Origin of the sequence: Corynebacterium ciconiae DSM 44920 (genome assembly GCF_030440575.1) — a bacterium.
GTDB classification, from domain to species: Bacteria; Actinomycetota; Actinomycetes; order Mycobacteriales; family Mycobacteriaceae; genus Corynebacterium; species Corynebacterium ciconiae.
Map to the genome: position 1 here is coordinate 1,905,109 of NZ_CP047189.1, position 26,447 is coordinate 1,931,555.

Below are 26,447 nucleotides of genomic sequence, written 5' to 3' on the forward strand. Positions count from 1 at the left end.
TCCTGTACGTCACACTATACGTTTTTGACTGCATGCGTGCCGGCGCCCGCCCACCCCGTGCACACCCGCCCTACCTCCGCTTAGGGGGCAGGCACGGGAGATCGTGGGATGCTGACCCACACGATCACAGATCCGAGATGGACGCGCACGTCTCTCCGCCGCTCACGCCGCTTCACGGCCAAGCCCTTGACACTAAAGAGCACCAAAAGCACCGCTGAGAGGGCAGATTTCCGAGCCATGGGCACTGCGCATTCAGGCCCGTCTCACAGAGAATGTGTTCGCGTCACACATGTCCGATGCTGAGGATATTGCCGCTGATCAGCGGCCCTATCTAGCATCGACGGCAACAGTCTACCAGCCCCTGTGACGCGGACAACAAATCCCTCACAGCTCATGCTCAGCTGCTGCAAAGGTTGCCCTTTGCAGCACTGGGAAGATGCCCCTGCCAGGCCCACTCTCCTCGCCCCTATCGGCGCCCTTTTTACCCCTCACATACTCCCCCTGCCCTTACCCCCGCCCAGCGTGATCCGGTGGCCCCATCGAGCAACAGCCGGTGCCGCTGATGCCTGAGACTGGCGGCCGCATCAACCCCATGGTGCGGGTGTCTGCACACCACCCCCTTTTGTGAAAGCAGCGCCCACCACCGCGGGCGGTTGATTAGTCTAAACAGTCACAGCGCGCCAAGCGCTGCACTTGTATGGCTTCTTGTGCCTGAAAGATGCCCGTGTCCTCTGTTGTATAAGGATCCACATAGATATGTCTGAGGCTTGTCCTACTATCCCCGCTGAGATGATCCCCGCCGATGGCCGATTCGGCTGTGGCCCGTCCAAGGTGCGCCCGGAGCAGCTGCAGGCGATTGTCGACGGCGGCAGCAGTATCGTTGGCACCTCCCACCGCCAGCCTGGCGTGAAGGATGTGGTGGGTGATGTTCGCGCCGGCTTGGCCGAGCTGTTCTCCCTGCCCGAGGGCTATGAGATCGTGCTGTCTCTGGGCGGCGCCACCGCCTTTTGGGATGCCGCTACCTTTGGCCTGATTGAGCAGCGTTCTGGCCACTTCACCTGCGGCGAGTTCTCGGGCAAGTTCGCCACCGCCGCCGCCAAGGCGCCGTGGCTGGAGGCCCCCGAGGTCGTGGATGCCGAGCCGGGAAGCACCCCCGAGGTGCGCCCGCTGGACGGGGTGGATGTGCTGGCCTGGGCCCACAACGAGACGTCCACCGGCGCCATGATGCCGGTAACCCGGCCGGACACCGATGCGCTGATCGCGATCGACGCCACCTCCGGCGCCGGCGGCCTGCCGGTGGATATGGCCGAGGCCGATGTGTACTACTTCTCCCCGCAGAAGTGCTTCGCCTCCGATGGCGGATTGTGGTTGGCCGCCATGAGCCCCCGCGCGCTGGAGCGGATCGAAAAGATCAACGCCTCTGATCGCTTCATCCCAGCGTTTTTGAATCTGCAAACCGCGGTGACTAATTCGCGCAAAAACCAGACCTATAACACCCCGGCCGTGGCGAGCCTGCTGATGCTGCGCGATCAGGTGCAGTGGATGAACGAGCAGGGCGGTCTGGATGCCATGGTGGAGCGCACCACTGCCAACTCGCGAATCCTTTATGAATGGGCACTCGCCCGCCCCGAGGCCACCCCGTATGTGGCTGATGCGGAGAAGCGTTCGCTGGTGGTCGGCACCATCGACTTCGACGAGAGTGTGGATGCCGCCCAGCTGGCCCGAACCCTGCGCGCCAATAGCATCGTGGACGTCGAGCCCTACCGCAAGCTGGGGCGCAATCAGCTGCGCATCGGCATGTTCCCGGCCATTGACTCGGCCGATATACAGCTGCTCACCTCGGCCATCGATTATGTTCTCGATGCCCGCTGACGGTTCAACTAATCCCCTCTAGCAGCGGATAAAGCAGCTAAACACGCGCACGTGAGTGATCCACCACGTGCGCGTTTTCCATTAAGGTTAGACGTGTTAGTTTGTCCCGACCGATGCAGGGAGCGTGCATGCGCGAGCTAGAACTCAACGCAGCGGAGTCCACGAGGAACTCGCTCGTTTTTCACCTCGACGAGGAACAGGTGTTCTTGGCTGTCAGCGACGAGCTGCGCACGCAGCTTATCGACGCCCTCTCCGCGGACGCGCCCCCACCAGCCGCTCCCGCCCCCGCCCCGGTGGCGGAGCCTGCCGAGGAGTCGGCGTCGACAAGCGTTGATCCCCGCCTGACCACCCCGCTGCGCATGCGCCCGCGGGAAATCCAGGAGCGGGTGCGTGCCGGTGCTACTGTGGCGCAACTGGCCGAGGAAAATGATGTCACCGAATCCAGGATCGAGCCCTATGCCCATCCGGTGCTGCTGGAGCGGGCCCGGATCGCGGAGATGTCGAAGCAGGCGCATCCGGTGCGCGACGACGGGCCGGCAAAGCTGACCCTGTGGGAGGTGCTGGCTACCGCCTTCGCCGCGCGCGGTCATACCGTCAGCGACGCGGTGTGGGATGCCTACCGTGATCCCTCGGGGCAGTGGATCATCACGATCACATGGACGGTGGGCCGAAGCACAAACGTGGCCGAGTACTCCTATCTCAACCACCTGACTTCCTCGCCCACAGCGGTGGCTCGTAACCAGCTCGCCTCCGAGCTGATCAATCCGGGCTTCTCCCAGCAGTCGCGCTCGCTGAGCTCAGTAAGCGAGACCGAGGAGGAAGACGCGGATTTTGATGATCCGGCCGACTTCGCCGACGCCGAAGAACTGCGCGCCCCTGAGCGCCCCCGCGACGGCGAGGATGAGGACTTTTTGCAGCACCCACCCGAGGGTAAGGCGCCGAAGCGGCGCCGGCGCAAGGCGACCACGCCACATTGGGAAGACGTCCTCTTGGGCGTGCGCTCGAACACGAAACGACCAAGGAGCTAAGGCGCGATGGAGCGGCCCGCAGTAGTGACGTTTTTCTTCGTCAACATCGATAACCCGGCTGATGTCATCGCCACCGAGCCCCGCGCGAATCGCGGCTTCGGCCGCAAATACCTCGCCCAGTTGGACCCGCGCTGGCCTATCACCCCCATCGGGCAGTTTTCTCTCAACCGCTCCACGGGTGTCTCCGAGCACGAGTTTTATATCGCGGGCTTTCCCGGGCTATCGCTGGTGCAAACCTATATCCCCGATATTCGCAAGATCTCCGAGATCGATCCGGCGCTGCGTTCTTCGCTTCCCGCCCGCGATCTGTACGTGACCGCCTATAACCACGAGCGCGGCTACGGCGCTTTCGCCCACTGGCAGGGCGATACCCTGCTGCGGGCCTTCGCCGCCCGGCGCGACCGAGTGTATGAGGACGAGGGTATTCCGCAGCATTTCGAACTGCCCTTCTGGGCGGGTGAGCGCAGCGATAGCGTCGGCGGTATCGCCTTGCCTTTCGAGCCGATCGATCTCGTGACCGAAGCCACCAAACAGTGGGTGGGCATGTATGAGGGCGGGCCCGATGTCAACGTGGTGGGCTATGCCACCGATGGCCGGCCCGAGCCGAAGGTGGAATCCGCGCCGCCGAGTTCTCGCAGTATCGCTGATATTGTCTCCGCGGCTTCTTCCAAGCTGGGGCTGGGCGCCGTGGATCGCGATTATGATGACTACGCGCTTGATTCCACCCGCAGCGAGGAGCACTCCCCCAGCCACGAGGTGAGCGCGGTGGTGCGCACCGGCTGGTCGTGGATGCGTAAGGCCGGCTCAAAGGTGCGCGACGCCGCGAGCACGGTGAGTGAGCAGCTATCGGAGAAGCTGCGGCACACCGACCGTCCGCGCAGTTCCACCCCGGCACAGCTGCCGCGGCCGGGCTCGAACTCTCCTACTGCCCCGCGTTCTTCTCAGCGTCCGCCGCGGCGCGAGACGCCTGAGCAGGAGGATTCAACCCCAGATAGCCCGTTGATCGAGGACGAGTCTTAAGCAAGCGACCGCGCCCGCTCGTAGAGTGCCACCGCTGCGGCGGTGGCCACATTGAGGGAGTCGGTTCCTGCGGCCATGGGGATGCGGGCTCGAATATCGGTGGCGCGCATGGCGTGCTCGGTCAGCCCAGGCCCTTCGGCGCCAATGAGTAGCGCCACTTTCTCGTAGGGCTCGCCGTGTTCGTCTACCAGCGCGTCTTTAAGTAGCGCGGCCTTTGGGTTGGGGGTGAGCGAGACGATGTGGAACCCGGCCTCACGCACCTCGTCGAGGCTGCGTTGCCAGGTGGTGTATCCCCCTTCCAGATGCGCGAAGGGCAGGCGCAGCACATGGCCCATGGATACGCGCACTACTCGGCGGTAGAGCGGATCGGCGCAGCCGGCGCCGAAGAGCACCCCATCGACACCGAGGCCTGCGGCATTGCGGAAAAGGGAGCCGATATTTTCGTGATCTCCCACTCCCTCGGCAATCACGAGGGTTCGCGCCTGCTCGATCACACCCGAGACCTCTCTGGGCTCAGGGCGGTCGGCGGCGGCGAGGAGGCCCCGATGAAGATCAAACCCAGCCACATCGGCCAGGATCTCGCGGGTGGTGGAATACACGGGGATGCCGCGGCGCTCGATCTGCTCGCTCACTCCCGGCTGGGCGAGGAAGCGGGATAGCTTCGGCTCGAAGCCCACGATGGAACGCACCCTGCAGCGCGAGTGCAGCAACCTCTCGGTGACGAGGTTGCCTTCCGCGATCACCAGCCCCTTGCCGCCACGCCCATCGGGGCGACGATCGGAGGAGTTGAGATCACGGTAGTCAGCGAAGCGGGGATCGGAACTCGAATCTAGAACAATGGCCACGCCCACCTATCCTAGTGGGCTACACGCCAACGCCTTCCAGCAGCTCGCGCAGCCCAGGTATGGCCACGCTGAGACCGATGAGCACAAACACCGCCCCGGAGACCATATCGATCTGCGGGCTCAGGCCCAGCATGGCGCGGCTGACGCGGCGGGTGGAGAGCACGAAGGCGAGGGTGGTAAACCACAGCAGCGCCGAGAGGCTCACCGCGCCGATGTAGATCAAGTGCACCCCCAGGCTGGCGCCGACGGGCAGAAATTGGCTGAGCACCGCGGCCATAAAGAGCACGATTTTGGGATTGGAGAGATTGGTGGCCAGCCCTGTGAGATAGGCGCGGCGCACCTTCACTGGCGCCACTGCGGCCTCGGGGATGTGGGGTGAGTTCCTGCGTGCGCGCCACCCGGCGCGGGCAATGGAGGCACCCATGTACATGAGATAGCAGCCGCCGAGCAGCTGCAGCACGCCAAGCAGATCGGGAAAACGCTGCAGCACCTGTGCCATCCCCGCCACCGTCAGCGCCGTCCAGAAGGTGGCGCCGGTGACGATACCCAGCGCTGCGGCCAGCGCCTGGTGCCGGCTGCGGCCCGCAAGGCGCACGATGAGCACGGTGTCCGGCCCTGGCGAGACCATGCCGATGGTGTTCGCCACCAAAAAGGTCAGTAGGGGTCCAAGCATCACCGGCTAGTGTACAGCCGCGAGGATCGGGTCGATGGCGAAGTACACCACGAATAGCGCAGAGATCAGCCACAGCAACCAATGCACCTGCTTGGCTTTGCCAGCGGCCACGGCCATAGCGGTGTAGGCCACAAACCCCACGCCGATGCCATTGGCGATCGAGTAGGTAAAGGGCATGGCCACGATGGTGAGGAAGGCCGGCAGGGCCACGTGGAATTCGGTGAAATCGATCTCGCGGATTTGCCCCATCATCAGCGCGCCGACGATCACCAGCACCGGTGCGGCAGCCTCAATCGGCACCACCTCATAGAGCGGGGTGAGAAACATCGCGAGCAGGAACATGATGCCGGTGACCACGTTGGCCAGGCCAGTGCGGGCACCATCGGCGATGCCGGCGGCGGAATCGATGTAGACGGTGTTCGACGAGGAGGAGCAGCCGCCGCCCACCACGGCGCCCACACCCTCCACCACGAGGGCGCGCTTCATATCGGGCAGAGTGCCGTTTTCGTCGCTCAAGCCGGCTTGGCGACCCAGCGCCGTCATGGTGCCCATAGCGTCAAAGAAGTTCGCCAACACCAGGGTGAACACCAAAAGCGAGGCAGACAAGGCACCAATCTGAGCGAAGGCGCCGAAAAGATCCACCGCGCCCACTAGGGAGAGATCCGGGGTGGAACCGATGGATTCGGGCAGGGTGGGCACCGCCAGCGACCAACCGGTGGGGTTGGGCTCGCCGTCGACAAAGGAGGGCCCCGAGTTGGTGAAGGACTCCACGATCATCGCGATGATGGTGGTGGTGACAATACCGATGAACAGCCCGCCGCGGACATTGCGTGCCACCAGCACACCGCAGATGATCAGGCCGAGGACGAAGACGAAGGTGGGCCACGAGGCAATCGAGCCGTCGATGCCGAGAGTCACCGGCACGGTGGTGCCTGCGGCATCGGGGATGCGACGCACGAAGCCGGCGTCGACAAGCCCAATCATGGCGATGAACATGCCAATACCCACGCCCATCGCGGCCTTGAGCGAGTGGGGAATGGCGCGGAAGACCGCGACGCGGAAACCAGAGACAGCGAGGACAACGATGATGATGCCGTCAATCACCACCAAGCCCATGGCCTCGGGCCAGGTGAGACCTTCGGCGGAAACGAGGGTGACGGCCACCAAGGTGTTGATGCCCAGACCTGTGGCGATGCCGAAGGGGTAACGGGCGAAGACGCCGAAGGCGATGGACATCACACCGGCGGCGAGCGCCGTTACGGCAGCCACCTGCGGGATGCCGAGCGAATGCCCAGTGCGGTCTTCGATACCGCCCAAAATCAGCGGGTTCAACAGCACGATATAGGCCATGGCCAAGAAGGTGACCATGCCTGCGCGGATCTCGGTGCCCACGGTCGAACCGCGTTCAGTAATAGAGAAAAAGGAATCGAGCCTGCTCTTCGGCTCGCGGGCGGCGCGAGGCTTCTGCTCGGCGACCTCGGGATGTTGCGGGGCTGTCATGGCCTGCCTTTTCTTAAAAGAGTTGCGCTTTCCGTTGGCACGGCGCCGAGGCGCGGGCTGGTGTCCTCCTGGCGGCGGCCGGCGATCAGCGGCCCGAGAGCATCACTTTCAGCGCGGAGGGGAGCACGCGTGGCGACGTGGTGTCGTGCACAGCAGCGTCGAAGGCGGAAAGGATGCACGCCGCTCTTCGACAGCCGCGTTTATGTTACTCTCAGCTACCCGCGCGGGGAGAAATAGCCGCCCACGGCGCCTGCATCAACCAGCCCTCTCAGGGCTGCTCGCCGCGGCTCTCATGCTGGGCCCGCGGTGGGTTAAGCTACAGATACCGGTGAATATCACGCACCCGCCTCGTTCCCCCTAGTTACGCAAAGGAGCACGTCACCCGCGGTGTACAGGACTAGTTTTAGGCAAATCGATGGCCGCGTCCGCAATTTCGGGGAACACCTCAACCGCTTAGGTCTACACCTCAGTGAGAGCGATCGCGAGGGGATCCGCGCCCAACTCCGCGGCGCCGGGCAAGGCAGCTTCTTTCCCATCATCGAGGCCGAGCGCTCCTATTGGAACGTGCGCCTGCGCCCCGATGTGCCCACCGCAGAACGCATCTGTGTCGCCGCCCAGCTGCTGCGCGATCAGCGCCGCGCCCCCGCCAGCTATGGGGTGGATTACCCTTGGCTCAAGCACCACCTCGACCGGGTGATCCACGCCGGCGCCGACGAGGGCCTGCTCAGCGACGGCCACGGCCGGGTCCTCCAGGGCATCTTCTCCACCATCATCGTGATCACCGGCGCCACCGCGCACATCTCCACCCATCCCAGCTCCCACGCCTCGGTACTGCGCGAGCCAGTATTGGACTATCTCGTCTCCCTCGGCGTCGACGTGCACCCGCACGACAAAGGGCTACCGCCCTATCTTCTGGGCCGCGGCGAGGTGTGGTATGTGGACTCGCTGGCTGGGGTGCGCCAGGTGGAGCGCTGGATGGAATACGGCACCACTCGCCCGGCGCGCACACACAGCTCACCGCATATCGATGTCACCGCCGCCAATGCATGGCTGTGGGACCACGCCGACACGGTCTAGCGCCAGCAGCGTCTCAGCACCGTCTCGCACCGGCGCCGTTGAGCGCCATCTCTGCAGAGCCTTATAGCTCGATGGGGTTTTCATCGTCATACGGCACGGCCACGGGCGCGCCCAGCTGCTCTTTGGGCGGGGTGTCCGAGTGCGCGCCGCAGCCATAGCTGGTGTGTACCACGTGCCCATCGGCGGAGTATTCGTTGGCGCACACCCCAAAGTTGCGCCCTACCTCCTCGGGTAGTTGCAGGTAGAAGGCACAGCTGCCGCATTCGTGGCTGGCTTTTTGGGCAAATTCGCTGCTCGGCCCGAAGGAGCCACGCCCCCAGCGTCGCCGCGCCTTAGATAGGCCCACCGAGGAGATCTCTCGGTGGGTCTCGCCCTGATCGTCGGTGGTTTCCACCACTCGGGGATCGCCCTCCTCGAGCGGCAGCTGGGTTTCGGGGTCCAGATCCCCTGGCCGGATGCGCTCGGCATAGGGCACCCATTCGGGCGCGGTGAGGGCTGTGCGCCCGGCGATGAGCGAGACATCATTCACGGTCACATGCTCCGAGCCGGGAGCGGCGGTGACACTCACATGCCACTGCCAGCCCCGGTAGCCGGGCACCTCTGCGGCGAAGCGGTGAACGGCCAGGGTGTCGTCGATAAGCTGGGCACCGATGTGCTTGCCCACCGGGCCCTCATCCATCTCGGTGGCGGCACTGAGTGCCACGCTGCGGGCCTTCTTTGTCAACAACACGTGCGTGCCACCACGCGTTGTCGCGCTGGCGGGGCCGCTAGGGCTGGTGCTCGGAGCGCTGCCGGCGGCCACGCGGGGGCGGCGGGAACGACGGCGGCGGCGAGCGACGCTGCGGGCGGATGGGCGTGCGGATCGGGAAGGCTCTGACTGTGTCACGGTTACCATTATCCCCAACGTGGTGCAGAATACGAGGTATGAGGTTTGCTTCGCTCACATCCACCCTTGTTATCGCCTGCGTGGGGGCGTGTGCGCTTGGAGGATGCGCTACCGAACAGGATGCCGCTGACTCCCCCACTCCCACCGGCAGTGAAGTCAGCGCCACCACCTCCACCGCAACGGTTCCCACCTTGGTACCGAAGGTCGTGGATTCCCGCGAGATCGAACCCACCTTCGTCCAAGGTCTGCAGGTGGTGGGTGATTCCTTCCTGCTTTCGACCGGTTTGAGGGGCGAGTCCACCATCCAATACCGGCAGCGCGAGGACTACGCACCACGGCTATCCCTGCCACTCGATGATGAGCTTTTCGGCGAGGGCGCCACCCTATCCGACGGCTCCGTCTGGCAGCTGACGTGGAAGGCAGGCCAAGCGATCCAGCGCGATCCCGATACCCTCGCCGAACGGGCGCGCGCATCCTACGAGGGCCAAGGCTGGGGGCTCTGCGCCTTCGACGGCACCGGGCCGATGTTCCTCTCGGACGGCACCGCCACGATTCGCACCATGAGCAGCAGCGACTTCCAGCCCACCGGCTCCTTCACGGTGCGCGATACCGAGGGCCGCGAGATTCGCCGCCTCAACGAGCTGGAGTGCGCCGAATTCCGCGGAGAACCCGCCATCTACGCCAATATTTTCACCACCGACGAGATCGTGGTCTTTAGCCCCAACGACGGCACGCTCCTCGCGCTTATCGACGCCTCCTCGCTGGATTCCCACGCCCCCGCCGATCCCAATACCGTGCTCAATGGCATCGCCGCCGGAGACGACGGGCGTTTCTATCTCACCGGCAAGAATTGGCCGGTGCTCTACGAGGTGGAATTCAGCGAAAGCTAGAATCGGTGAGCATGGCTACCCGCAAACAACGTCGCGCCCAATTCCGTACCGTGCTGCTGCTCATCGTGGCGGTGATTGCCGTTCTCGGAGTGACGATGGTGGTAACGAAGGTGGTGTCTAACCGCCCCGATCCCGAGCCGGAGACGGTCACGCTCGACGCGCGAGTGAATGACACCTCGGTGGAGGTCTCGCCCTATGTGGTGGCCGAGGTCGGCGTTAAACCCGAAGAAGGCGAGGTGGCCTCCATCGATGTTGGCGCCGAGGACACGCTCTCGCTGGCTATCCCCGAGGTAGTGCACGATCACGATTGGGCACTGTTGACCATCTACGATGATCCCGCCTACAACGACGAGCAGTATTTCACTGCCAACGAGCGCACGGATGTAGAGATCCCCGGTTCAGTTGAGAACAAAGATAAGGACTCCACCGAAAAGCCACGCCTCGTGGTCGTGGAGGTGAAGTCCGTACTCATTGGCCACAATGACGACGGGGAGGAAACCCCCTACAACGTCACCTGGTCGATTCACACCCAGCCAGAATCCTAGGTGTCGAGCTCCTTGGCGATAGCGCGCAGGATTGCCGCGATCTGCCGGCCGGTCTTGCGCTCGGGATAGCGGCCGGCGGCAAGCCCTGGCTGCACCTCGGTTTCGAGCACCGTCATCGCATCAGAAATCATGGAGTTCAGCTGCTCGGCCGAGTAGGTGCGGCTCGGGCGGCGGCGAGTGCGCGGGCTATCGAGCACCGTCACGCGCAGGGCCTGCGGGCCACGTCGACCAGCGGCAAAGTCAAACTCGATGCGCTGGCCCTTATGCAGCTCCTCCACCCCAGCGGGCAGCACCTGTTTGCTCACATAGCAGTCTTCCTCGCCCGGGTTGGACACGAAGCCAAACCCACGCTCGGGGTCATACCACCTCACCTTGCCGATTGGCATGGCCTATCACCTCTTCTTTGCTCCGCACAGATAGCTTTGCACTCGTCCCAATCACCGCATCCCGCAATTCTTGGCAGGCCCAAGTGGGCCTGCACTCTTTGGTGTCGCGGTGATCGCCGAGTGCGCACAGACTAAAGAACAGTATTCTATTCTTCCCCGCCGCACTCGGCCACACCCGCCGGTGTGAAAGGCACTACGCGCCCGCCCGCTGCTGTGACGCCAGCAGTGGGCGTCTTTGGTACTGCGGGCGTGATCATCATGTGCATCTTGGCGCCACTCGAGCCCGATACCACCAGTAACATCTGCCCCACAATTCTCTATTTTCACCCCTCTAGCTGGCCAAAAGGGCGCATATATCAACCCCTAACACGCCCCTCGCGGACATGCTAGACCACTGTGTGCCATAGATCACACCAGCGGATTCGCCCACCCTGAACAGGGGATTCCTTCACGGCCGTCGCCTCTGCGTCACCAGAGCGTGACTAAATCGTTATAAACAGTTACGGTGCTTGTAGGCGCTCACCGAGGAGCATCCAGCAACCATCCTGTTGCCGCACCGTAGCTGAGAAAAATATCAGCCTCGAGGCGGCCACAGCACGAAGAGCACGATTCCCTCCCTGCACTCGTGCAACGTTGAACGATGGATCGCAGTAACTACCGCGCTCCTCGGGATACCAGCGCAGAACACAAAACCTACCTCCATACCTATATAACGTGTGTGCGGCAGGGGCATCGCCGCTAGGCGCGTGTCCACTCGCTACGCGAAGGCCGCACGGCCCAGCCAGCGACACTGGGGCGCACACACCGAAAGGACACAAGAGACTTATGGCTCGTCACGCACGCAAGACCGCGTCCACTACCGCAAAGATCGCCGCCGGCACCATGGTTGTTGGCGCCGCCACCGCTGCCATGGCCCCCACCGCCTCCGCAGCTCCGGATTCGGATTGGGACCGCCTCGCACAGTGCGAGTCTGGCGGTAACTGGCACATCAACACCGGCAACGGCTTCCACGGCGGCCTGCAGTTCCACCCCGCCACCTGGAACGCCCACGGTGGTCAGCAGTTCGCCCCCACCGCTGATCGCGCTTCTCGCGAGCAGCAGATCGTGGTGGCTGAGCGCGTGCTCGCTTCCCAGGGTTGGGGCGCATGGCCGGCCTGCTCCGCACGCCTGGGCCTGAACTCCGCCCCGAGCCAGCGCCCCGCTCCGGGCGCCGCCGCTCCCGCATCCACCGCCTCCACTGCCTCCCACGGCGATCCGGTAGAGGATGCCTTCCGCGCCGCCGATCAGGCTTATGGCCAGGCCAAGGGCGCTGCGCGCCAGGCCGGCATCCCCGTGCCCGGCCAGGTCGACCAGGCCTACAACGCTCTGGTGGGCCAGGCTCGCCAGGCAGTGAACACCGTGAACTCCCTGTACTAAGAATCACCTCGTAGCCAATCCCTCGCCTTCAACGGCGGGGCACGGGCTCTAGGACCACACAGGGTTTCGCAGCAAAGGGTCTCACCTCATCCCGCATAGGGATGGGTGGGGCCCTTTGTTCATGCCCGCTTCAGCGGACAGATGAGGCCTGCTGGGTGCCCCCGATCACCCCACGTGTGCCTGAGACACAGATGTGGCCAAGGTGATATAAAACGCAGCGTTCGATAAACTCACCTCAGTACACGCTCGACTCACACCCGCTGCCCGCCGAGTGGGATGGGCCCCTGCGCTCAGCGGTGTGAACCTAGGACGCAGTCTAGAGAACTAGAGGACAATCGTTGTGTTAAAACGATCAATCAGTATCACCATGGCCTTCGTCGGCCTCATCGTTGGCGCCGGCTTCGCATCGGGTCAAGAAATGCTGCAGTACTTCGTGGCATTCGGCCGCTGGGGTGTTCTCGGCGCCGTGATCGCCGGTGTGCTCATGGCCCTAACCGGCATGATCTGCCTGCAGCTGGGATCCTATTTCCAAGCCGATGAGCACCTTTCCGTGCTGGAGAAGGTGACCTTCCCGTGGATGTCGAAGATCCTCGACATCGCTGTCTCCATCACGCTGTTCTCCGTGGGCTTCGTGATGTTCGCCGGCGCCGGCTCGAACCTACAGCAGGAATTCGGGCTCGACGTGTGGGTGGGTGCTGTGATCATGGTGGTCATGGTGCTCGCCGCCGGAATGCTGGATGTGGGCAAGGTGTCCAATGTGATGGGTGCTGCCACCCCAGTGATCATCGTGTTTTTGGCCGGCGCCTGCATCTACGCCATGATGCACTCCGGTGAGACGCTGTCCACTCTCGAGCCGGTCGCCCACGATCTGCCCACCAGCCTGCCGAACTGGTTCATCTCCTCCATGAACTATGTGGGCTTCTGTCTCATGGTGGCTATCTCCATGGCGATCGTCATGGGTGGCGACAACGTGGATCCCCGTTCCTCCGCCATCGGTGGTCTAGCCGGCGGCACCATCTACGGCATCCTGCTCACCCTCTGCACCGTCGCCTTGTTCTCCTACATCATGGTGGTCAAAGACGAGGACATGCCGACTCTCGCCATCGTCCAGGAGATCAACCCCACCCTGGGCACCGCCATGGCGCTGGTCATCTACATCATGATCTTCAACACCGCGATCGGCATGTTCTACGCTTTGGCCAAGCGCTTCGCCAAGGGTGACCAGAGCAAATTCCGCAAGTGGCTGTTCATCCTCGTCGGCGTGGGCTTCGTGCTCTCCTTCATCGGCTTCCGCCAACTGGTGGCCTATGTTTACCCCTCGCTCGGCTACATCGGCGTGGCACTGATCGTGGTGCTCATCGTGGCGTGGTGGCGTGGCCGCAACATGATCAAGGGCGAAACCGAGCGCCGCATCCGTATTCGCGAATTGATGGCCATGCGATTCGATCCCAACCGCTCCTATTCCCGCGAGGAGGCCGCGGAGATGCGCCGTGAGATCGCCAGCTCCAACATCGAAGACGATGAACTGCTGGAGTCCATCACCGAAGAGGTCCGCGATGAACTCGATGACCCCTCAGAGCTCGACGAGGCCACAGCTTCTCAGTCCTCCTCTGCGGAGGAAGGCACCAAGTAAGCGTCGATAAGCGCCTGCGTTAACAGCAACACCCCGAGCTCCCCGCCATGTGCGGCGGGACTCGGGGTGTTGGCGTAGAAAGCACAAAAACACACCCCGCCGGCGCAAGGAACATAACCTGTGCGGCGGGGTGCGGGAGAAAGAGACGCTAGGGGCGATTGATGCGCGTGTAGGGGTGAACGTAGCCGGTCTCCTCGTAAGGAACGGGGAAGACAAAGTCATTACCCCACGGGCTATTTGCGCCGTCATATTCCGAGATGAGGTCAGTTACAGGGTGCTCACCGGGCGCTACGTCCGGCCAGCCCGGATCAACGTAGCCCTTCTTCTCTACATTAGCCATGACGCCATTCTTTCAAATAGACAATTACTGTGCCCATGATTGTACCCGACGCGGGTAGTAAAATACATCGATGAGCACCCATTCCTCGGTCCGGTCGGGGTAAGCCGCGGCTCAAGGCCGCACGCTGTGATGCGGATGCTGTCTCACCTGCGGGCGTCCTTTATGCTTGTTCTATGCCGCAGACATTTTCATTCACCGTCGATGGCCCTTATAACAAGGAACATAATGAAATGTTCCGCGATGCGCGCAGGCTCAAACTCTCCGCGCTGTTGTTCGGGCTGATCTTCTTCGGCCTAGCGATTGGCGTGGTGTTGCTCAGCAACCAGGCCGCGTGGTCGTTCTACGCGGCTATCGCCTTCGCGGTGATCGGTCTGATCAGCCTGATCCTCATCCCCGTGCTGGATAAGCAGGTGGGCACTGCCCAGGATCTCTATGACCGCTACGAGCTTGTGCCCGCCGTGATCGCCCAAGTCAACCCACGCGACATGGTGATTCTGGCGCTGGTCAACACCAGCGTCAATCCTGCCGCGAAACCGGTGTGGGCCCTCGCGGCGCGCACCGTCACCCGCCTGGAAGGCCACAACCGCACCGTGGGTGAACGCGTCCCCGCGGTCGCTGTTTCCGGCCGCCGCAGTGTGCGCGATCAAGACCACTGGGACGAGATCTCCCCCATGCCCATCGCCTGGGGCACACCCGATCCCGACGTGGTGCGCGATGCCATCGAGGCCATCGACACCAAGCGCTGGCGCCGGCTGCAGCAACATATCGGCAAGGTGGATGACGTGCTGGCAACCCCTTTCAATCTTTTAGAACTCTAGGAATACACAAACGTTTATGAACGACACCCCCACTTTCTCTCATGACCCAGGCATCGCCCGGATGGTTCCCTTTAATGAATCCATCTTCGACACCATGACGGCCGCGGCCGCCCGCTACGATGCGATCAACCTCGGCCAGGGCTACCCGGATCACTCCGGGCCCGAGTCCATGCTGCGGATCGCCTGCGAGCACATCACCGCGGGCGATAACCAATACGCCCCGCCGCGCGGTGTAGCCGAGCTGCGCGAGGCTATCGCTAAGGAACGCAACGAGCGCTACGGGATGGCTCTCACCGCCGATAACGTGTTGGTCACCGTCGGAGCCACCGAGGCCATTGCCGCCAGCGTCATGGGCTTGGTCGAGCCCGGCCAAGAGGTAATCGTGTTCGAGCCCTACTACGACGCCTACGCCGCCTCCATTGCGCTCGCCGACGCCACCCGCGTGGCCGTGCCCCTCTCCTTCGATTCCGAGACCGGCCACTGGGACATCGACGCCGAGGCACTCGCCGCAGCCGTCACCGACAAGACGGTGGCGATCATTGTGAATAACCCCCACAACCCGAGCGGTAGCGTCTTCAGCGCCTCTGGGCTCAGCGCCCTGGCTGAGATCAGCATCGCCAACGACTTGTGGGTGATCGCCGATGAGGTCTACGAGCACCTTATCTTCGACGGTCACCACACCCCCATCGCCACCCTGCCAGGAATGCGCGAACGCACCATCAGCATCTCCTCTGCAGCGAAAACCTTGTGCGTCACAGGCTGGAAGACAGGCTGGGCGATCGCCGAGCCGCCGTTGCTCAACGCCGTGGCACGCGCCAAGCAATACCTCAGCTTCGTGGGCACCACCCCGACCCAGCCTGCGATCGCCTACGCGCTCAACAATGAGCAGGACTGGATCGCCGACATGGTGCGCGGGCTCGAGGAACGCAAAGACCACCTGCGCGCTGTTCTCAGTGAGATCGGCTTTAAAGTCTACGACTCCCAAGGCACCTATTTCTTGCTTGTCGACGTCGCCTCGAAGGGCTTCAAGGACGGCATCGAGTTCTGTATGCGTCTGCCCGAGATCGCTGGGGTGGCTGCCATCCCAGTCGCTGCGTTCTGCGATGATCCCTCGCGCTGCGCTACTCTGGTGCGTTTTGCCTTCTCCAAGTCAGAGGAATCCCTTGACGAGGCTGCCCGTCGTCTACGTCAGGCTTTCGCCTAGAGCCGAAGCCTTCTTTTCCTTATAGCCCTTTTCATGCCTTCTCGGCGGTTGGCGCTAGCTCCCCCACCCCACAGGGTGGCGGGAGATCGCTACGCTGGGGAGGCATGAACCTTTCTGAGCTACGTAGTACCCAAGACATTTATGTTGAGGCCACCCCCAGTGAGCTGTTCGCGTTGGTCACATCGATTGAACGCACCGGCGAGTGGTCGCCGATCTGCCGCCACTGCTGGTGGGAAGATGAGAATGACAAGCACCAGAAGGGCGCATGGTTTAAGGGCCTCAACGAGACCCCCGATCGCACCTGGAAGACCCGCAGCCTTGTCACCGCCTATGAGCCCGACCGCCACTTCGAGTGGGCCGTCAACGGCGAAGTGGTCACGTGGGGCTTCATCCTCTCCCCTGAGGGCGAGGGCACTCGCCTCACCGAAACGTGGGAAGTGACCGACAAGGGTCTGGACTTCTTCAAGGACAAGTATGGCGAGGACTGGCAGGCACAGATCGCTGAGCGCCGCGATGCCGCACTAGAGGGTATTCCCGCCACTCTCGAAGCCATTAAGCGTATCGCCGAATCCTCCTAGGCATCTGCTCCTAGGACTCGTTGAGAGTCGCGAACAAAGACCGTCTCGAGCCGCTGTTTGCAGTGGCTTGAGACGGTATTTCTATGGCTGTGTCGGGGGCGTGGCCGTGGCCTGAATAGCCCGCAGGATTAGCACGGTCTATAGGTATTAAAAAAGAGAGAAGGCGCACCGGGTGGGGTGTGCCTTCTCTCTGTGTTGTGTAGTTTTAGGTCGGCGGTGACTTACTCTCCCACACCCTCCCGGGTGCAGTACCATCAGCGCTGTCGGGCTTAGCTTCCGGGTTCGGAATGGGACCGGGCGTGTCCCCGATGCTATAACCACCGACACATCTATAGGTGTGTTTGGGTGTGTTGTTTCAGATACTGTGTAGTGGACGCGTGCGGCTTATAGCGTTTGGTTTTTTGGTTTGTGGTGTGTTTTTTGTTGGTAGGTTAGTACCAGTCACCTCGAACACATTACTGTGCGTCCAGTTCTGGCCTATCAACCCCATAGTCTGTGGGGTACCTCAAAAGAAACCTGGTCTTGAAAGGGGCTTCCCGCTTAGATGCTTTCAGCGGTTATCCTGTCCGTACGTAGCTAACCAGCCGTGCTCCTGGTGGAACAACTGGCACACTAGAGGTACGTCCGTCCCGGTCCTCTCGTACTAAGGACAGCTTTTCTCAAGTTTCAACGCGCGCGGCGGATAGAGACCGAACTGTCTCACGACGTTCTAAACCCAGCTCGCGTGCCGCTTTAATGGGCGAACAGCCCAACCCTTGGGACCTACTCCAGCCCCAGGATGCGACGAGCCGACATCGAGGTGCCAAACCATCCCGTCGATATGGACTCTTGGGGAAGATCAGCCTGTTATCCCCGGGGTACCTTTTATCCGTTGAGCGACACCCAATCCACGATGAGGTGCCGGATCACTAGTCCCTACTTTCGTATCTGATCGACATGTCTGTCTCACAGTTAAGCTCCCTTGTGCACTTACACTCAACACCTGATTGCCAACCAGGCTGAGGGAACCTTTGGGCGCCTCCGTTACTTTTTGGGAGGCAACCGCCCCAGTTAAACTACCCACCAGGCACTGTCCCTAACCCAGATCATGGGCCAAGGTTGAGATATCCGAATCGGTCAGAGTGGTATTTCACCGTGCGACTCCACACCAACTAGCGTTAATGCTTCCACGTCTCCCACCTATGCTACACAAACCGACCCGAACACCAATACCAAGTTGTAGTGAAGGTCCCGGGGTCTTTTCGTCCTGCCGCGCGTAACGAGCATCTTTACTCGTAATGCAATTTCACCGGGCCTGTAGTTGAGACAGCAGGGAAGTCGTTACGCCATTCGTGCAGGTCGGAACTTACCCGACAAGGAATTTCGCTACCTTAGGATGGTTATAGTTACCACCGCCGTTTACTGGGGCTTAAATTCTCCGCTTCGACCCCGTAAGGGTCTAACAGGTCCTCTTAACCTTCCAGCACCGGGCAGGCGTCAGTCCGTATACATCAACTTCCACGTTTTCGCACAGACCTATGTTTTTAGTAAACAGTCGCTTCCCTCTAGACTCTGCGACCACCACCCCGCCACACAGTGACAGGGTAGGGTCCCCCTTCTCCCGAAGTTACGGGGGTATTTTGCCGAGTTCCTTAACTACAGTTCACCCGCTCGCCTTAGTATTCTCTACTCGATCACCTGTGTCGGTTTGGGGTACGGGCCGGTTATATACATCGCTAGAAGCTTTTCTCGACAGCGCAGGATCACCACCATCCCCACCAAGTGGGTACGTATCACGCCTCACCCTTAAAAGCGGCCCGGATTTACCTAGGCCACGGGCTGCGCGTTTACACCAACACAACCAACGGTTGGCGTGGCTACCACTCTGTGTCACTCCATCACTTGACTACGACAGATCAGGCCCCACGCATCCTCACACACCACACACCACAAGGCATGTGACATATGATTCAGGGTGGTTAGTATCACTGCATCATCATTGGTCGCATACAACCGGGTACGGGAATATCAACCCGTTTGCCATCGACTACGCCTGTCGGCCTCGCCTTAGGACCCGACTCACCCTGGGAAGACGAGCTTGACCCAGGAACCCTTGATCATCCGGCGGCAAGGATTCTCACCTTGCATTCGCTACTCATGCCTGCATTCTCACTCGCACACACTCCACCACTGCTTCCGCTATGGCTTCACCGTCGTGCACGACGCTCCCCTACCCAACAACACACACGGTGTTGCTGTCGTGGTTTCGGCGGTGTACTTCAGCCCCACTACATTGTCGGCGCAGAACCACTCGACCAGTGAGCTATTACGCACTCTTTCAAGGATGGCTGCTTCTAAGCCAACCTCCTGGCTGTCTTCGCGATCCCACATCCTTTTCCACTTAGTACACTCTTAGGGGCCTTAACCGACGATCTGGGCTGTTTCCCTCTCGACTACGAAGCTTATCCCCCGCAGTCTCACTGCCACGCTATAACATTCACGGTATTCGGAGTTTGGCTGATGTTGCTAAGATGATAGTCCCGCTCAACCAACCAGTAGCTCTACCCCCGCAAAGAAACACGCAACGCTGCACCTAAATGCATTTCGGGGAGAACCAGCTATCACGGAGTTTGATTAGCCTTTCACCCCTACCCACAACTCATCCCCTCAGTTTTCAACCTAAGTGGGTTCGCGCCTCCACAACCTCTTACAGCTGCTTCACACTGGCCATGGGTAGATCACTCCGCTTCGGGTCCAGGACACGCCACTAAACACACTAGTTAGTATTCGCTTTCGCTACGACTACCCCACAACACGGGTTAACCTCGCGACATGCCGCTGACTCGCAGGCTCATTCTTCAAAAGGCACGCCATCACACCACCACGGGTGCTCTGACGGATTGTAGACACACGGTTTCAGGTACTATTTCACTCCCCTCCCGGGGTACTTTTCACCATTCCCTCACGGTACTAAATACACTATCGGTCACGCCAAGTATTCAGGCTTACCGGGTGGTCCCGGCAGATTCACAGCAGATTCCACGAGCCCGCTGCTACTCGGGAACACGCACACAACCATCAGCACATGCGTTCGGCTACCGGACTCTCACCGTCTACGGTAGGTGATCCCACACCACTTCGCCTCACACACACCAACAATCGAGATGACACGGCAGTATCACCAACACACATGCCCCACAACCAGCCACACGCAACCCCTGCCGAGTATCACACGCATGACTTTTAGCCATCATCCGCTTTCGTTCGCCACTACTCACAGAATCACTCTTGTTTTCTTCTCCTACGGGTACTGAGATGTTTCACTTCCCCGCGTACACCCCCTATGCGGCTATACATTCACCACAAGGAAACACACACCACCACAGCAGCATGCGCTAGGTTTCCCCATTCGGACACCCTCGGATCAACGCTCGATTGACAACTCCCCGAGGACTATCGCGGCCTTCCACGTCCTTCATCGGCTTGACGATGCCCAGGCATCCACCGTGCGCCCTAAATAAAAAACAGACACACAAACAATCAAAAAACACTAAGAACAAACACAATAAAATTGCTCGCGTCCACTATACAGTTCTCAAACAACACACACACCACCAACCCCACCACCACAAAGCAGCAGAAGTCAGCCAGTGTGCCCAAACAAACAAGACAACCATGTTGCCTCAGACACCCAACAATGCACCAGCTTCACAAACGTTTCATCAACATGCTCGTCAACCACACATCCACGCAGCACACGCGCCATAAACAATCATGCGTGTTCCATACAGGAAATTTTTTTAAAAAAATACAAGCCGTGTCACAACAACCATGACACTTAAATAAGCTCCTTAGAAAGGAGGTGATCCAGCCGCACCTTCCGGTACGGCTACCTTGTTACGACTTCGTCCCAATCGCCAATCCCACCTTCGACCACTCCCCACCACAAAGGGCTTGGGCCATGGGCTTCGGGTGTTATCAACTTTCATGACGTGACGGGCGGTGTGTACAAGGCCCGGGAACGTATTCACCGCAGCATTGCTGATCTGCGATTACTAGCGACTCCGACTTCATGGGGTCGAGTTGCAGACCCCAATCCGAACTAAGACTGACTTTCAAGCGATCCGCTCACCCTCACAGGCTCGCATCGCGTTGTATCAACCATTGTAGCATGTGTGAAGCCCTGGACATAAGGGGCATGATGATTTGACGTCATCCCCACCTTCCTCCGAGTTAACCCCGGCAGTCTCTCATGAGTCCCCACCATCACGTGCTGGCAACATAAGACAAGGGTTGCGCTCGTTGCGGGACTTAACCCAACATCTCACGACACGAGCTGACGACAACCATGCACCACCTGTGAACAAGCCAAAAAGGAAAACACATCTCTGCGCCGATCCTGTCCATGTCAAGCCCAGGTAAGGTTCTTCGCGTTGCATCGAATTAATCCACATGCTCCGCCGCTTGTGCGGGCCCCCGTCAATTCCTTTGAGTTTTAGCCTTGCGGCCGTACTCCCCAGGCGGGGCGCTTAATGCGTTAGCTACGGCACAGAAACCATGAAAAGTCCCCACACCTAGCGCCCACCGTTTACAGCATGGACTACCAGGGTATCTAATCCTGTTCGCTACCCATGCTTTCGCTCCTCAGCGTCAGTAACTGCCCAGTAACCTGCCTTCGCCATCGGTGTTCCTCCTGATATCTGCGCATTTCACCGCTACACCAGGAATTCCAGTTACCCCTACAGCACTCAAGTAATGCCCGTATCGCCTGCACGCCCGAAGTTAAGCCCCGGGATTTCACAGACGACGCGACAAACCACCTACGAGCTCTTTACGCCCAGTAATTCCGGACAACGCTCGCACCCTACGTATTACCGCGGCTGCTGGCACGTAGTTAGCCGGTGCTTCTTCTATACCTACCGTCACCAAAAGGCTTCGTCGGTACCGAAAGGAGTTTACAACCCGAAGGCCTTCATCCCCCACGCGGCGTCGCTGCATCAGGCTTGCGCCCATTGTGCAATATTCCCCACTGCTGCCTCCCGTAGGAGTCTGGGCCGTGTCTCAGTCCCAATGTGGCCGATCACCCTCTCAGGCCGGCTACCCGTCGACGCCTTGGTAGGCCATTACCCCACCAACAAGCTGATAGGCCGCGAGCTCATCTTGAACCAAAAAAATCTTTCCACCACCGACACTAAACGATGGTCCTATCCGGTATTAGACCCAGTTTCCCAAGCTTATCCCAGAGTCCAAGGCAGATCACCCACGTGTTACTCACCCGTTCGCCACTCGAGTACCCCAGCAAGCTGGGGCCTTTCCGTTCGACTTGCATGTGTTAAGCACGCCGCCAGCGTTCGTCCTGAGCCAGGATCAAACTCTCCACAAAAAACCAAAAACAACCACCACAAAACGCGGCAGCCGAATCAGTAAAAAGCATACAAGCTTACATGAAAAGCCCAATACACTAGCAAAAAAACAAAAAACAAAAAAAGGGGCAGAATCCGACGAGGAAAACCCACCCCCAAAAAATCATCAACACACACTGCACAAAAAATACAGCACACGCATCAAATCACATGCGACCAAACAAACCCCAATCACAAGGGCACCTGATCCACACACAACCAACACGCACACCACACAAACATGCAGCACACATCAACAAAACAAAGCTGGCACACTATCGAGTTCTCAAACAACACACGCACACCATCCACCAACAACCAACAAGCCATCAGTAAACAGCAGCGAAACACGATCCTAAACCACAGCCCCAACCAAAGTCAAGACCCTAATCCATCTCGCGGCCGCCTCAGCGACGAGACATAAACCTACACACACCCACCCCAACCACACAAACCCCCAGCACACACCCCAAAAAACACCACACTTCAGACACCATGAATCGTTAACTGCATACGAGTGGGTCTTGGCGGGGCGTGATCGCCTTGGTGTCCACCTCCCACGATGAACAGGACGTGAACGTGCCCTGTGAGTTTCACCGTGGGGCCGTACTCACTCTTAGCGCTCGGACAGGGCCTGGGCTTCTTTGAGAATATTGCGGGTCATGAGCGGGAAGATGAAGAAGTGGAAGGGATACACGGCCCACCAATAGGCCCGACCCAGAAGTCCTTTGGGTTGATAGAGGGCAGTTTGGGTGTATTCGGTACGGTTTCCTTCCTCGTCCGTGACGTCGTCAAGCTCCAAAACCAGCCATGCCTTGCCGGAGATCTTCATTTCGGCACGCAGGACGAGTCGGTGCGGGCGATCGATCTCCTCTACTCGCCACCAGTCGACACGATCGTTGAGTTTCAGGTGGCGGGGGTCGCGCCGGCCGCCGAGCCCAGGCCCACCGACGAGCTTGTCCATGAGTCCGCGGATCTGCCAGAGGATAGGCGCAGAGTACCAGCCGGTGCTGCCGCCGATTCCCTCCAACACCGGCCAGACGTGTTCGATGTCCACAGGGGTGCGGCGCACGCGAACATCGCGGTAAACATCGGAACCCGCCCATTCTGGATCATTCGGCCGCGAGGCGGCTGGGTCGCCTTCCTCGGAGGCGGCGGGAACGGAAGATAGCTCCCAACTGCTATCCCACGAGGTTTCTACGCCGCCATCGGTGTCTTTTTCGATGGCCCTGCGCACAGCGGTGTCGTAATCGCTGAGGCCAGCCTTCGGATCGGGGATGATGTCGGCAATATCGTGCTCGGCGGTGACGGCGTCTTCCTGCATGGACTGGGCGAGCGGGATCGCCAGCCCCGTGGGCACTGGAGTGACCAAGCCGATCCACATGCCGGAGAGTTTGTCCATGGGCAATGGCAGTGGCACCCCGGTGATCCAGCGCTTGAGTCCACGCACGGCCGCATAGCGACGGAGCAGATCGGCGAACTCGTAAGTCTTTCCACAGCCAATGTCATATCCCCTATTGGCCGGTTCATCCAGATCCGCGGCACGCACGAGGTAGTAGAGGGTGTCTCGGATGGAGATCGGCTCGATCTTGTTCGTGATCCACGCCGGGGCAATCATCACGGGTAGGCGTTCTACCAGGTGGCGGATGATTTCGAAGGAGGCCGATCCGGAGCCAATGAGGGTGGCGGCGCGGTAAACAATCGCTGGGGTGGGTGAATCCAACAGAATTTGCGCCACCCGTTCACGGGAGCGCATGTGCTTGGAGAGCTCCTCCATGGGCACATCGTGCGGGTGCAGTCCCGAAAGATAGACGATCTGGCTTACCCCAGCGTCGCTAGCGGCGTTCGCCACCGCGGTGGCCACGGTCTTTTCGACTTCTTCGAAGTCTTGGTCATCGCCGCCCATGGAGTGCACGAGATAAAACAGCACGTCTACGTCCTCGCAGGCGGCACGCACACTGTCCTCGTCTTGCAAATCCACCTCGGCGGCTTCCACGCTGTCGTACCAGTCGAAGCGAGCCAAGCTGTCTTTGCTGCGGGAGGTGGCACGCACAGTAAAACCGGCAGCGAGAAGCTCCGGCACGAGACGGCCACCTACGTATCCGGTAGCCCCCGTTACCAGTACCCGCCTTCCGGAGTGTGTCGCGGAGTGGTTAATCACGGACGTCGGTTTGTAGCTCATGGGCGCCACCCTACCAAGCAGTGGGGACTATCGCCGCAGCTTCTCCAGCATTTCCGCACCCACTCCAAGGCGAGAGCGTAGACCTAGGGTGCCGGAGACAGCGCTGGCCGCCACCCTCGCGGTGAGCGCTTCGCACAAGACGCTAATCTCCCCCATCCACTGCGACCATACTGTGAGAGCCAGGCCACTCTTTGCTAGCGTTAGGCCCTAACTTAGGCAGGTCATGCCGTGTGCTCAGGTTTCTCACATGCTGGGCGGGCGGGATGGCGGCCTAGGTGGATAGCCCTTAAGTCCGCTACCCGCAGCGCGCGTCCTCACAATCCTTGGAGGGCGGACACTGTATGAAAGGTGCGCCAATGAGCGAGAACCTCGAGAAAAATGAACACACACAGTCGCGGAACCAGGGCGAAAACACGGCCACGGCCGTGACTTCGAACTCCTCGCGCAGCGAGTCTTCGTCTGCGCCTTCTAGCGACTCCGCCCGCGCTTCCTCCTCCGCGAAAGAATCGACGGGCGTGTTGGGAGCCATCGAGCGCGTGGGCAATGCGTTGCCGAATCCCTTCTGGCTCTTCGTGATCCTCTCGGGTGTGGTGATCCTGAGTTCGTGGATCGGCTCCCGTATCGGCATGTCCGCCACTGACCCCGGTTCCGGCGACACCATCAACGTGGTCAACCTGATGACCGCGGAGTACATGCAAAAGATGGTCACCGATGCGGTGGAGAATTTTGTTACCTTCGCACCCCTAGGCTTGATCTTGGTGTGCATGCTGGGCGTGGCCGTAGCCGAGTATTCGGGATTCATCTCCGCAGCGATTCGATCGGCCATCGCCAAGGTCCGCCATCCCGCGATGCTCACCTTCGCCGTCGCCTTGGCCGGCGTGACCGGTTCTATCGCCTCCGACGCCGTGTACGTGATCCTGATTCCGCTCGGCGCCGCCTCCTTTAACGCGGTGGGCCGTAACCCGATTGTCGGCGCCATGGTGGCCTTCGCGGCTTCTTCGGCAGGCTTTAACTCTTCACTCATCCTGAACATCACGGACGTGTTGCTGGCCGGTATCTCTACCCAAGCGGCGGCGTTTGTGGATCCGGACTATGTGGTTTCGCCGCTGGCTAACTACTTCTTCTCCATGGCTTCGGCCGTGGTGCTGTCGCTGATCATCACGGCCATCACGGAGCTGTTCATTACCAAGCACGTGCGCAAGACGATCGATGAGAAGCAGATCAACTACGCCCAAGCCAGCTTCAACACCCCCGATCACCTCGAGGATGAGGGCTCGGACGACGAGTTCGCCGTGCACTCTCGGGAGATGAAGGCCCTCAAGGCCTCCGGCTTGGCGGCGCTGCTGTTCTTGGCAGCGTGGTTTGCCTTGCTGTTCATCCCCGGATCGCCGATGCGGGGCGAGGGCGACGGCATCTTGAATTCGCCGCTGCTCACCGACATCGTGGTGTCGATCGCTCTGCTCTTTGCCGTTATCGGCATTGTCTACGGCAAGGTCGTGGGCACGATCACGAGCTCTCGTGATGTGCCGGACTTTATGGAAAAGGGACTGGACACGCTCACCGCCATGCTGGTGTTGTTCTTTGCCGTTTCCCAGTTCACCGCCTACTTCAAGTGGTCCAATATCGGCCAGTGGACCGCCATTAAGGGCGCGGAGTTTCTCACCAGCGCCGATCTGCCGCCGGTAGTGCTCTTTGGCGCGCTGGTGCTGATGGTGGCGCTGCTGAATATCTTCATCACTTCTGGTTCGGCCCAGTGGGCACTCATGGCACCGGTGGTGGTGCCGATGCTGATGTATGTCAATATCTCCCCCGAGGTCGCGCAGATGCTCTTCCGTGTGGGCGATTCTCCGACCAACATCATCACGCCCATGTCGCCCTACTTCGCTCTGGCGTTGTCCTTCCTGCAGAAGTACTACAAGCCTGCGGGCGTGGGCACGCTGATGAGCCTGGCTATCCCCTACTCCCTGGCGATGCTCGTGGGCTGGTTCCTCTTCTTCATCCTGTGGTACGCCCTCGGCATCCCGCTGGGACCAGGTGTGCCGGTGCGCTAAATAGCCGCGCCGTTCACGCTGAGCGCTCAACGCCCCTGTCATCATCGCAATGGCGGGGGCGTTGGTGATAAACCGCACAGACGATGAACAATTGTAAATTGCGCCATTGACTTTTGTTCGTG

19 protein-coding genes and 3 rRNA genes are annotated in these 26,447 nt (G+C 60.6%); 12 read left to right on the top strand and 10 right to left on the bottom strand.

Annotated elements, in window-relative coordinates:
• Positions 1 to 756: 756 nt before the first annotated feature.
• From serC to CCICO_RS08365, 3 genes are all read left to right on the top strand, one after another.
• Entirely contained in the window at positions 757 to 1,872 is a 1,116-nt protein-coding gene (gene serC, locus CCICO_RS08355; RefSeq protein ID WP_018019337.1) for a phosphoserine transaminase, read from the top strand.
• Positions 1,873 to 2,000: 128 nt separating this feature from the next.
• A complete protein-coding gene (sepH, locus tag CCICO_RS08360) occupies positions 2,001 to 2,900 on the top strand; it encodes a septation protein SepH (protein WP_018019338.1) in 900 nt (299 codons plus the stop codon).
• 24 nt (positions 2,901 to 2,924) lie between these two features.
• Entirely contained in the window at positions 2,925 to 3,920 is a 996-nt protein-coding gene (locus CCICO_RS08365) for a DUF6928 family protein (RefSeq protein ID WP_244263979.1), read from the top strand.
• Here the strand turns inward: CCICO_RS08365 and CCICO_RS08370 are convergent.
• From CCICO_RS08370 to CCICO_RS08380, 3 genes are read right to left on the bottom strand one after another with little or no spacing between them, the layout of a single operon-like run.
• Positions 3,917 to 4,771: a TrmH family RNA methyltransferase gene (locus CCICO_RS08370; protein WP_018019340.1), complete on the bottom strand. Its 855-nt coding sequence runs from the start codon at positions 4,769 to 4,771 to the stop codon at positions 3,917 to 3,919. The genes CCICO_RS08365 and CCICO_RS08370 overlap by 4 nt on opposite strands.
• A 13-nt stretch (positions 4,772 to 4,784) precedes the next feature.
• A complete protein-coding gene (locus CCICO_RS08375; RefSeq protein ID WP_018019341.1) occupies positions 4,785 to 5,438 on the bottom strand; it encodes a LysE family translocator in 654 nt (217 codons plus the stop codon).
• A gap of 6 nt (positions 5,439 to 5,444) precedes the next feature.
• Positions 5,445 to 6,938 (bottom strand): NCS2 family permease, encoded by a 1,494-nt coding sequence (locus CCICO_RS08380; RefSeq protein WP_018019342.1) that lies wholly within the window; start codon positions 6,936 to 6,938, stop codon positions 5,445 to 5,447.
• A 387-nt stretch (positions 6,939 to 7,325) separates the two neighbouring features.
• Here CCICO_RS08380 and CCICO_RS08385 point away from each other — a divergent pair, with 387 nt between their 5' ends.
• Complete coding sequence (locus tag CCICO_RS08385; protein WP_018019343.1) at positions 7,326 to 8,015, top strand: aminotransferase class IV; 690 nt, start codon at positions 7,326 to 7,328, stop codon at positions 8,013 to 8,015.
• A gap of 61 nt (positions 8,016 to 8,076) precedes the next feature.
• Here CCICO_RS08385 and CCICO_RS08390 read toward each other — a convergent pair whose 3' ends face one another.
• Positions 8,077 to 8,901, bottom strand: coding sequence for a DUF3027 domain-containing protein (locus tag CCICO_RS08390; protein WP_301354524.1), 825 nt, complete (start codon positions 8,899 to 8,901; stop codon positions 8,077 to 8,079).
• Between the two features lie 38 nt (positions 8,902 to 8,939).
• On the opposite strand from CCICO_RS08390, the gene CCICO_RS08395 reads away from it, so the two are divergent.
• Both CCICO_RS08395 and CCICO_RS08400 read left to right on the top strand, forming a co-directional pair.
• Positions 8,940 to 9,791 carry a glutaminyl-peptide cyclotransferase gene (locus CCICO_RS08395; RefSeq protein WP_018019345.1) on the top strand — a complete coding sequence of 284 codons (852 nt, stop codon included), beginning with the start codon at positions 8,940 to 8,942 and terminating at the stop codon, positions 9,789 to 9,791.
• Between the two features lie 11 nt (positions 9,792 to 9,802).
• Positions 9,803 to 10,336, top strand: a complete 534-nt coding sequence (locus tag CCICO_RS08400; RefSeq protein WP_018019346.1) for a DUF2771 domain-containing protein — start codon at positions 9,803 to 9,805, stop codon at positions 10,334 to 10,336.
• Here CCICO_RS08400 and CCICO_RS08405 read toward each other — a convergent pair.
• Complete coding sequence (locus CCICO_RS08405) at positions 10,333 to 10,722, bottom strand: cold-shock protein (protein ID WP_018019347.1); 390 nt, start codon at positions 10,720 to 10,722, stop codon at positions 10,333 to 10,335. The genes CCICO_RS08400 and CCICO_RS08405 overlap by 4 nt on opposite strands.
• A gap of 825 nt (positions 10,723 to 11,547) precedes the next feature.
• On the opposite strand from CCICO_RS08405, the gene CCICO_RS08410 reads away from it, so the two are divergent.
• Both CCICO_RS08410 and CCICO_RS08415 read left to right on the top strand, forming a co-directional pair.
• On the top strand, positions 11,548 to 12,138 hold the full coding sequence (locus CCICO_RS08410) for a resuscitation-promoting factor Rpf1 domain-containing protein (RefSeq protein WP_018019348.1): 591 nt from the start codon (positions 11,548 to 11,550) through the stop codon (positions 12,136 to 12,138).
• A gap of 340 nt (positions 12,139 to 12,478) precedes the next feature.
• Positions 12,479 to 13,771, top strand: a complete 1,293-nt coding sequence (locus CCICO_RS08415) for a YkvI family membrane protein (protein ID WP_244263981.1) — start codon at positions 12,479 to 12,481, stop codon at positions 13,769 to 13,771.
• 148 nt (positions 13,772 to 13,919) lie between these two features.
• On the opposite strand, the gene CCICO_RS08420 is transcribed toward CCICO_RS08415, so the two are convergent.
• Entirely contained in the window at positions 13,920 to 14,111 is a 192-nt protein-coding gene (locus CCICO_RS08420) for a hypothetical protein (RefSeq protein ID WP_018019350.1), read from the bottom strand.
• A 173-nt stretch (positions 14,112 to 14,284) separates the two neighbouring features.
• Here CCICO_RS08420 and CCICO_RS08425 point away from each other — a divergent pair, with 173 nt between their 5' ends.
• From CCICO_RS08425 to CCICO_RS08435, 3 genes are all read left to right on the top strand, one after another.
• The gene (locus CCICO_RS08425) at positions 14,285 to 14,929 is read left to right on the top strand and encodes a DUF3239 domain-containing protein (RefSeq protein WP_026161389.1); all 645 of its coding nucleotides are present in this window, start codon (positions 14,285 to 14,287) and stop codon (positions 14,927 to 14,929) included.
• A 16-nt stretch (positions 14,930 to 14,945) separates the two neighbouring features.
• Positions 14,946 to 16,133: an aminotransferase class I/II-fold pyridoxal phosphate-dependent enzyme gene (locus CCICO_RS08430; protein ID WP_018019352.1), complete on the top strand. Its 1,188-nt coding sequence runs from the start codon at positions 14,946 to 14,948 to the stop codon at positions 16,131 to 16,133.
• Between the two features lie 104 nt (positions 16,134 to 16,237).
• Positions 16,238 to 16,711, top strand: coding sequence for an SRPBCC family protein (locus tag CCICO_RS08435; RefSeq protein ID WP_018019353.1), 474 nt, complete (start codon positions 16,238 to 16,240; stop codon positions 16,709 to 16,711).
• Positions 16,712 to 16,919: 208 nt separating this feature from the next.
• Here CCICO_RS08435 and rrf read toward each other — a convergent pair.
• The 4 genes from rrf to CCICO_RS08455 all read right to left on the bottom strand — a co-directional run bounded on the left by rrf (position 16,920) and on the right by CCICO_RS08455 (position 24,274).
• Positions 16,920 to 17,036, bottom strand: a 5S ribosomal RNA gene (rrf, locus tag CCICO_RS08440).
• Between the two features lie 86 nt (positions 17,037 to 17,122).
• Positions 17,123 to 20,218 (bottom strand): 23S ribosomal RNA (locus tag CCICO_RS08445).
• 327 nt (positions 20,219 to 20,545) lie between these two features.
• Positions 20,546 to 22,073 (bottom strand): 16S ribosomal RNA (locus CCICO_RS08450).
• Together the 16S, 23S and 5S rRNA genes form the textbook arrangement of a ribosomal RNA operon.
• Before the next feature lie 635 nt (positions 22,074 to 22,708).
• Positions 22,709 to 24,274 carry an SDR family oxidoreductase gene (locus CCICO_RS08455; RefSeq protein ID WP_026161534.1) on the bottom strand — a complete coding sequence of 522 codons (1,566 nt, stop codon included), beginning with the start codon at positions 24,272 to 24,274 and terminating at the stop codon, positions 22,709 to 22,711.
• A gap of 356 nt (positions 24,275 to 24,630) precedes the next feature.
• Here CCICO_RS08455 and CCICO_RS08460 point away from each other — a divergent pair, with 356 nt between their 5' ends.
• Entirely contained in the window at positions 24,631 to 26,325 is a 1,695-nt protein-coding gene (locus CCICO_RS08460) for an AbgT family transporter (protein ID WP_018020207.1), read from the top strand.
• The last annotated feature ends 122 nt before the right edge of the window (positions 26,326 to 26,447 follow it).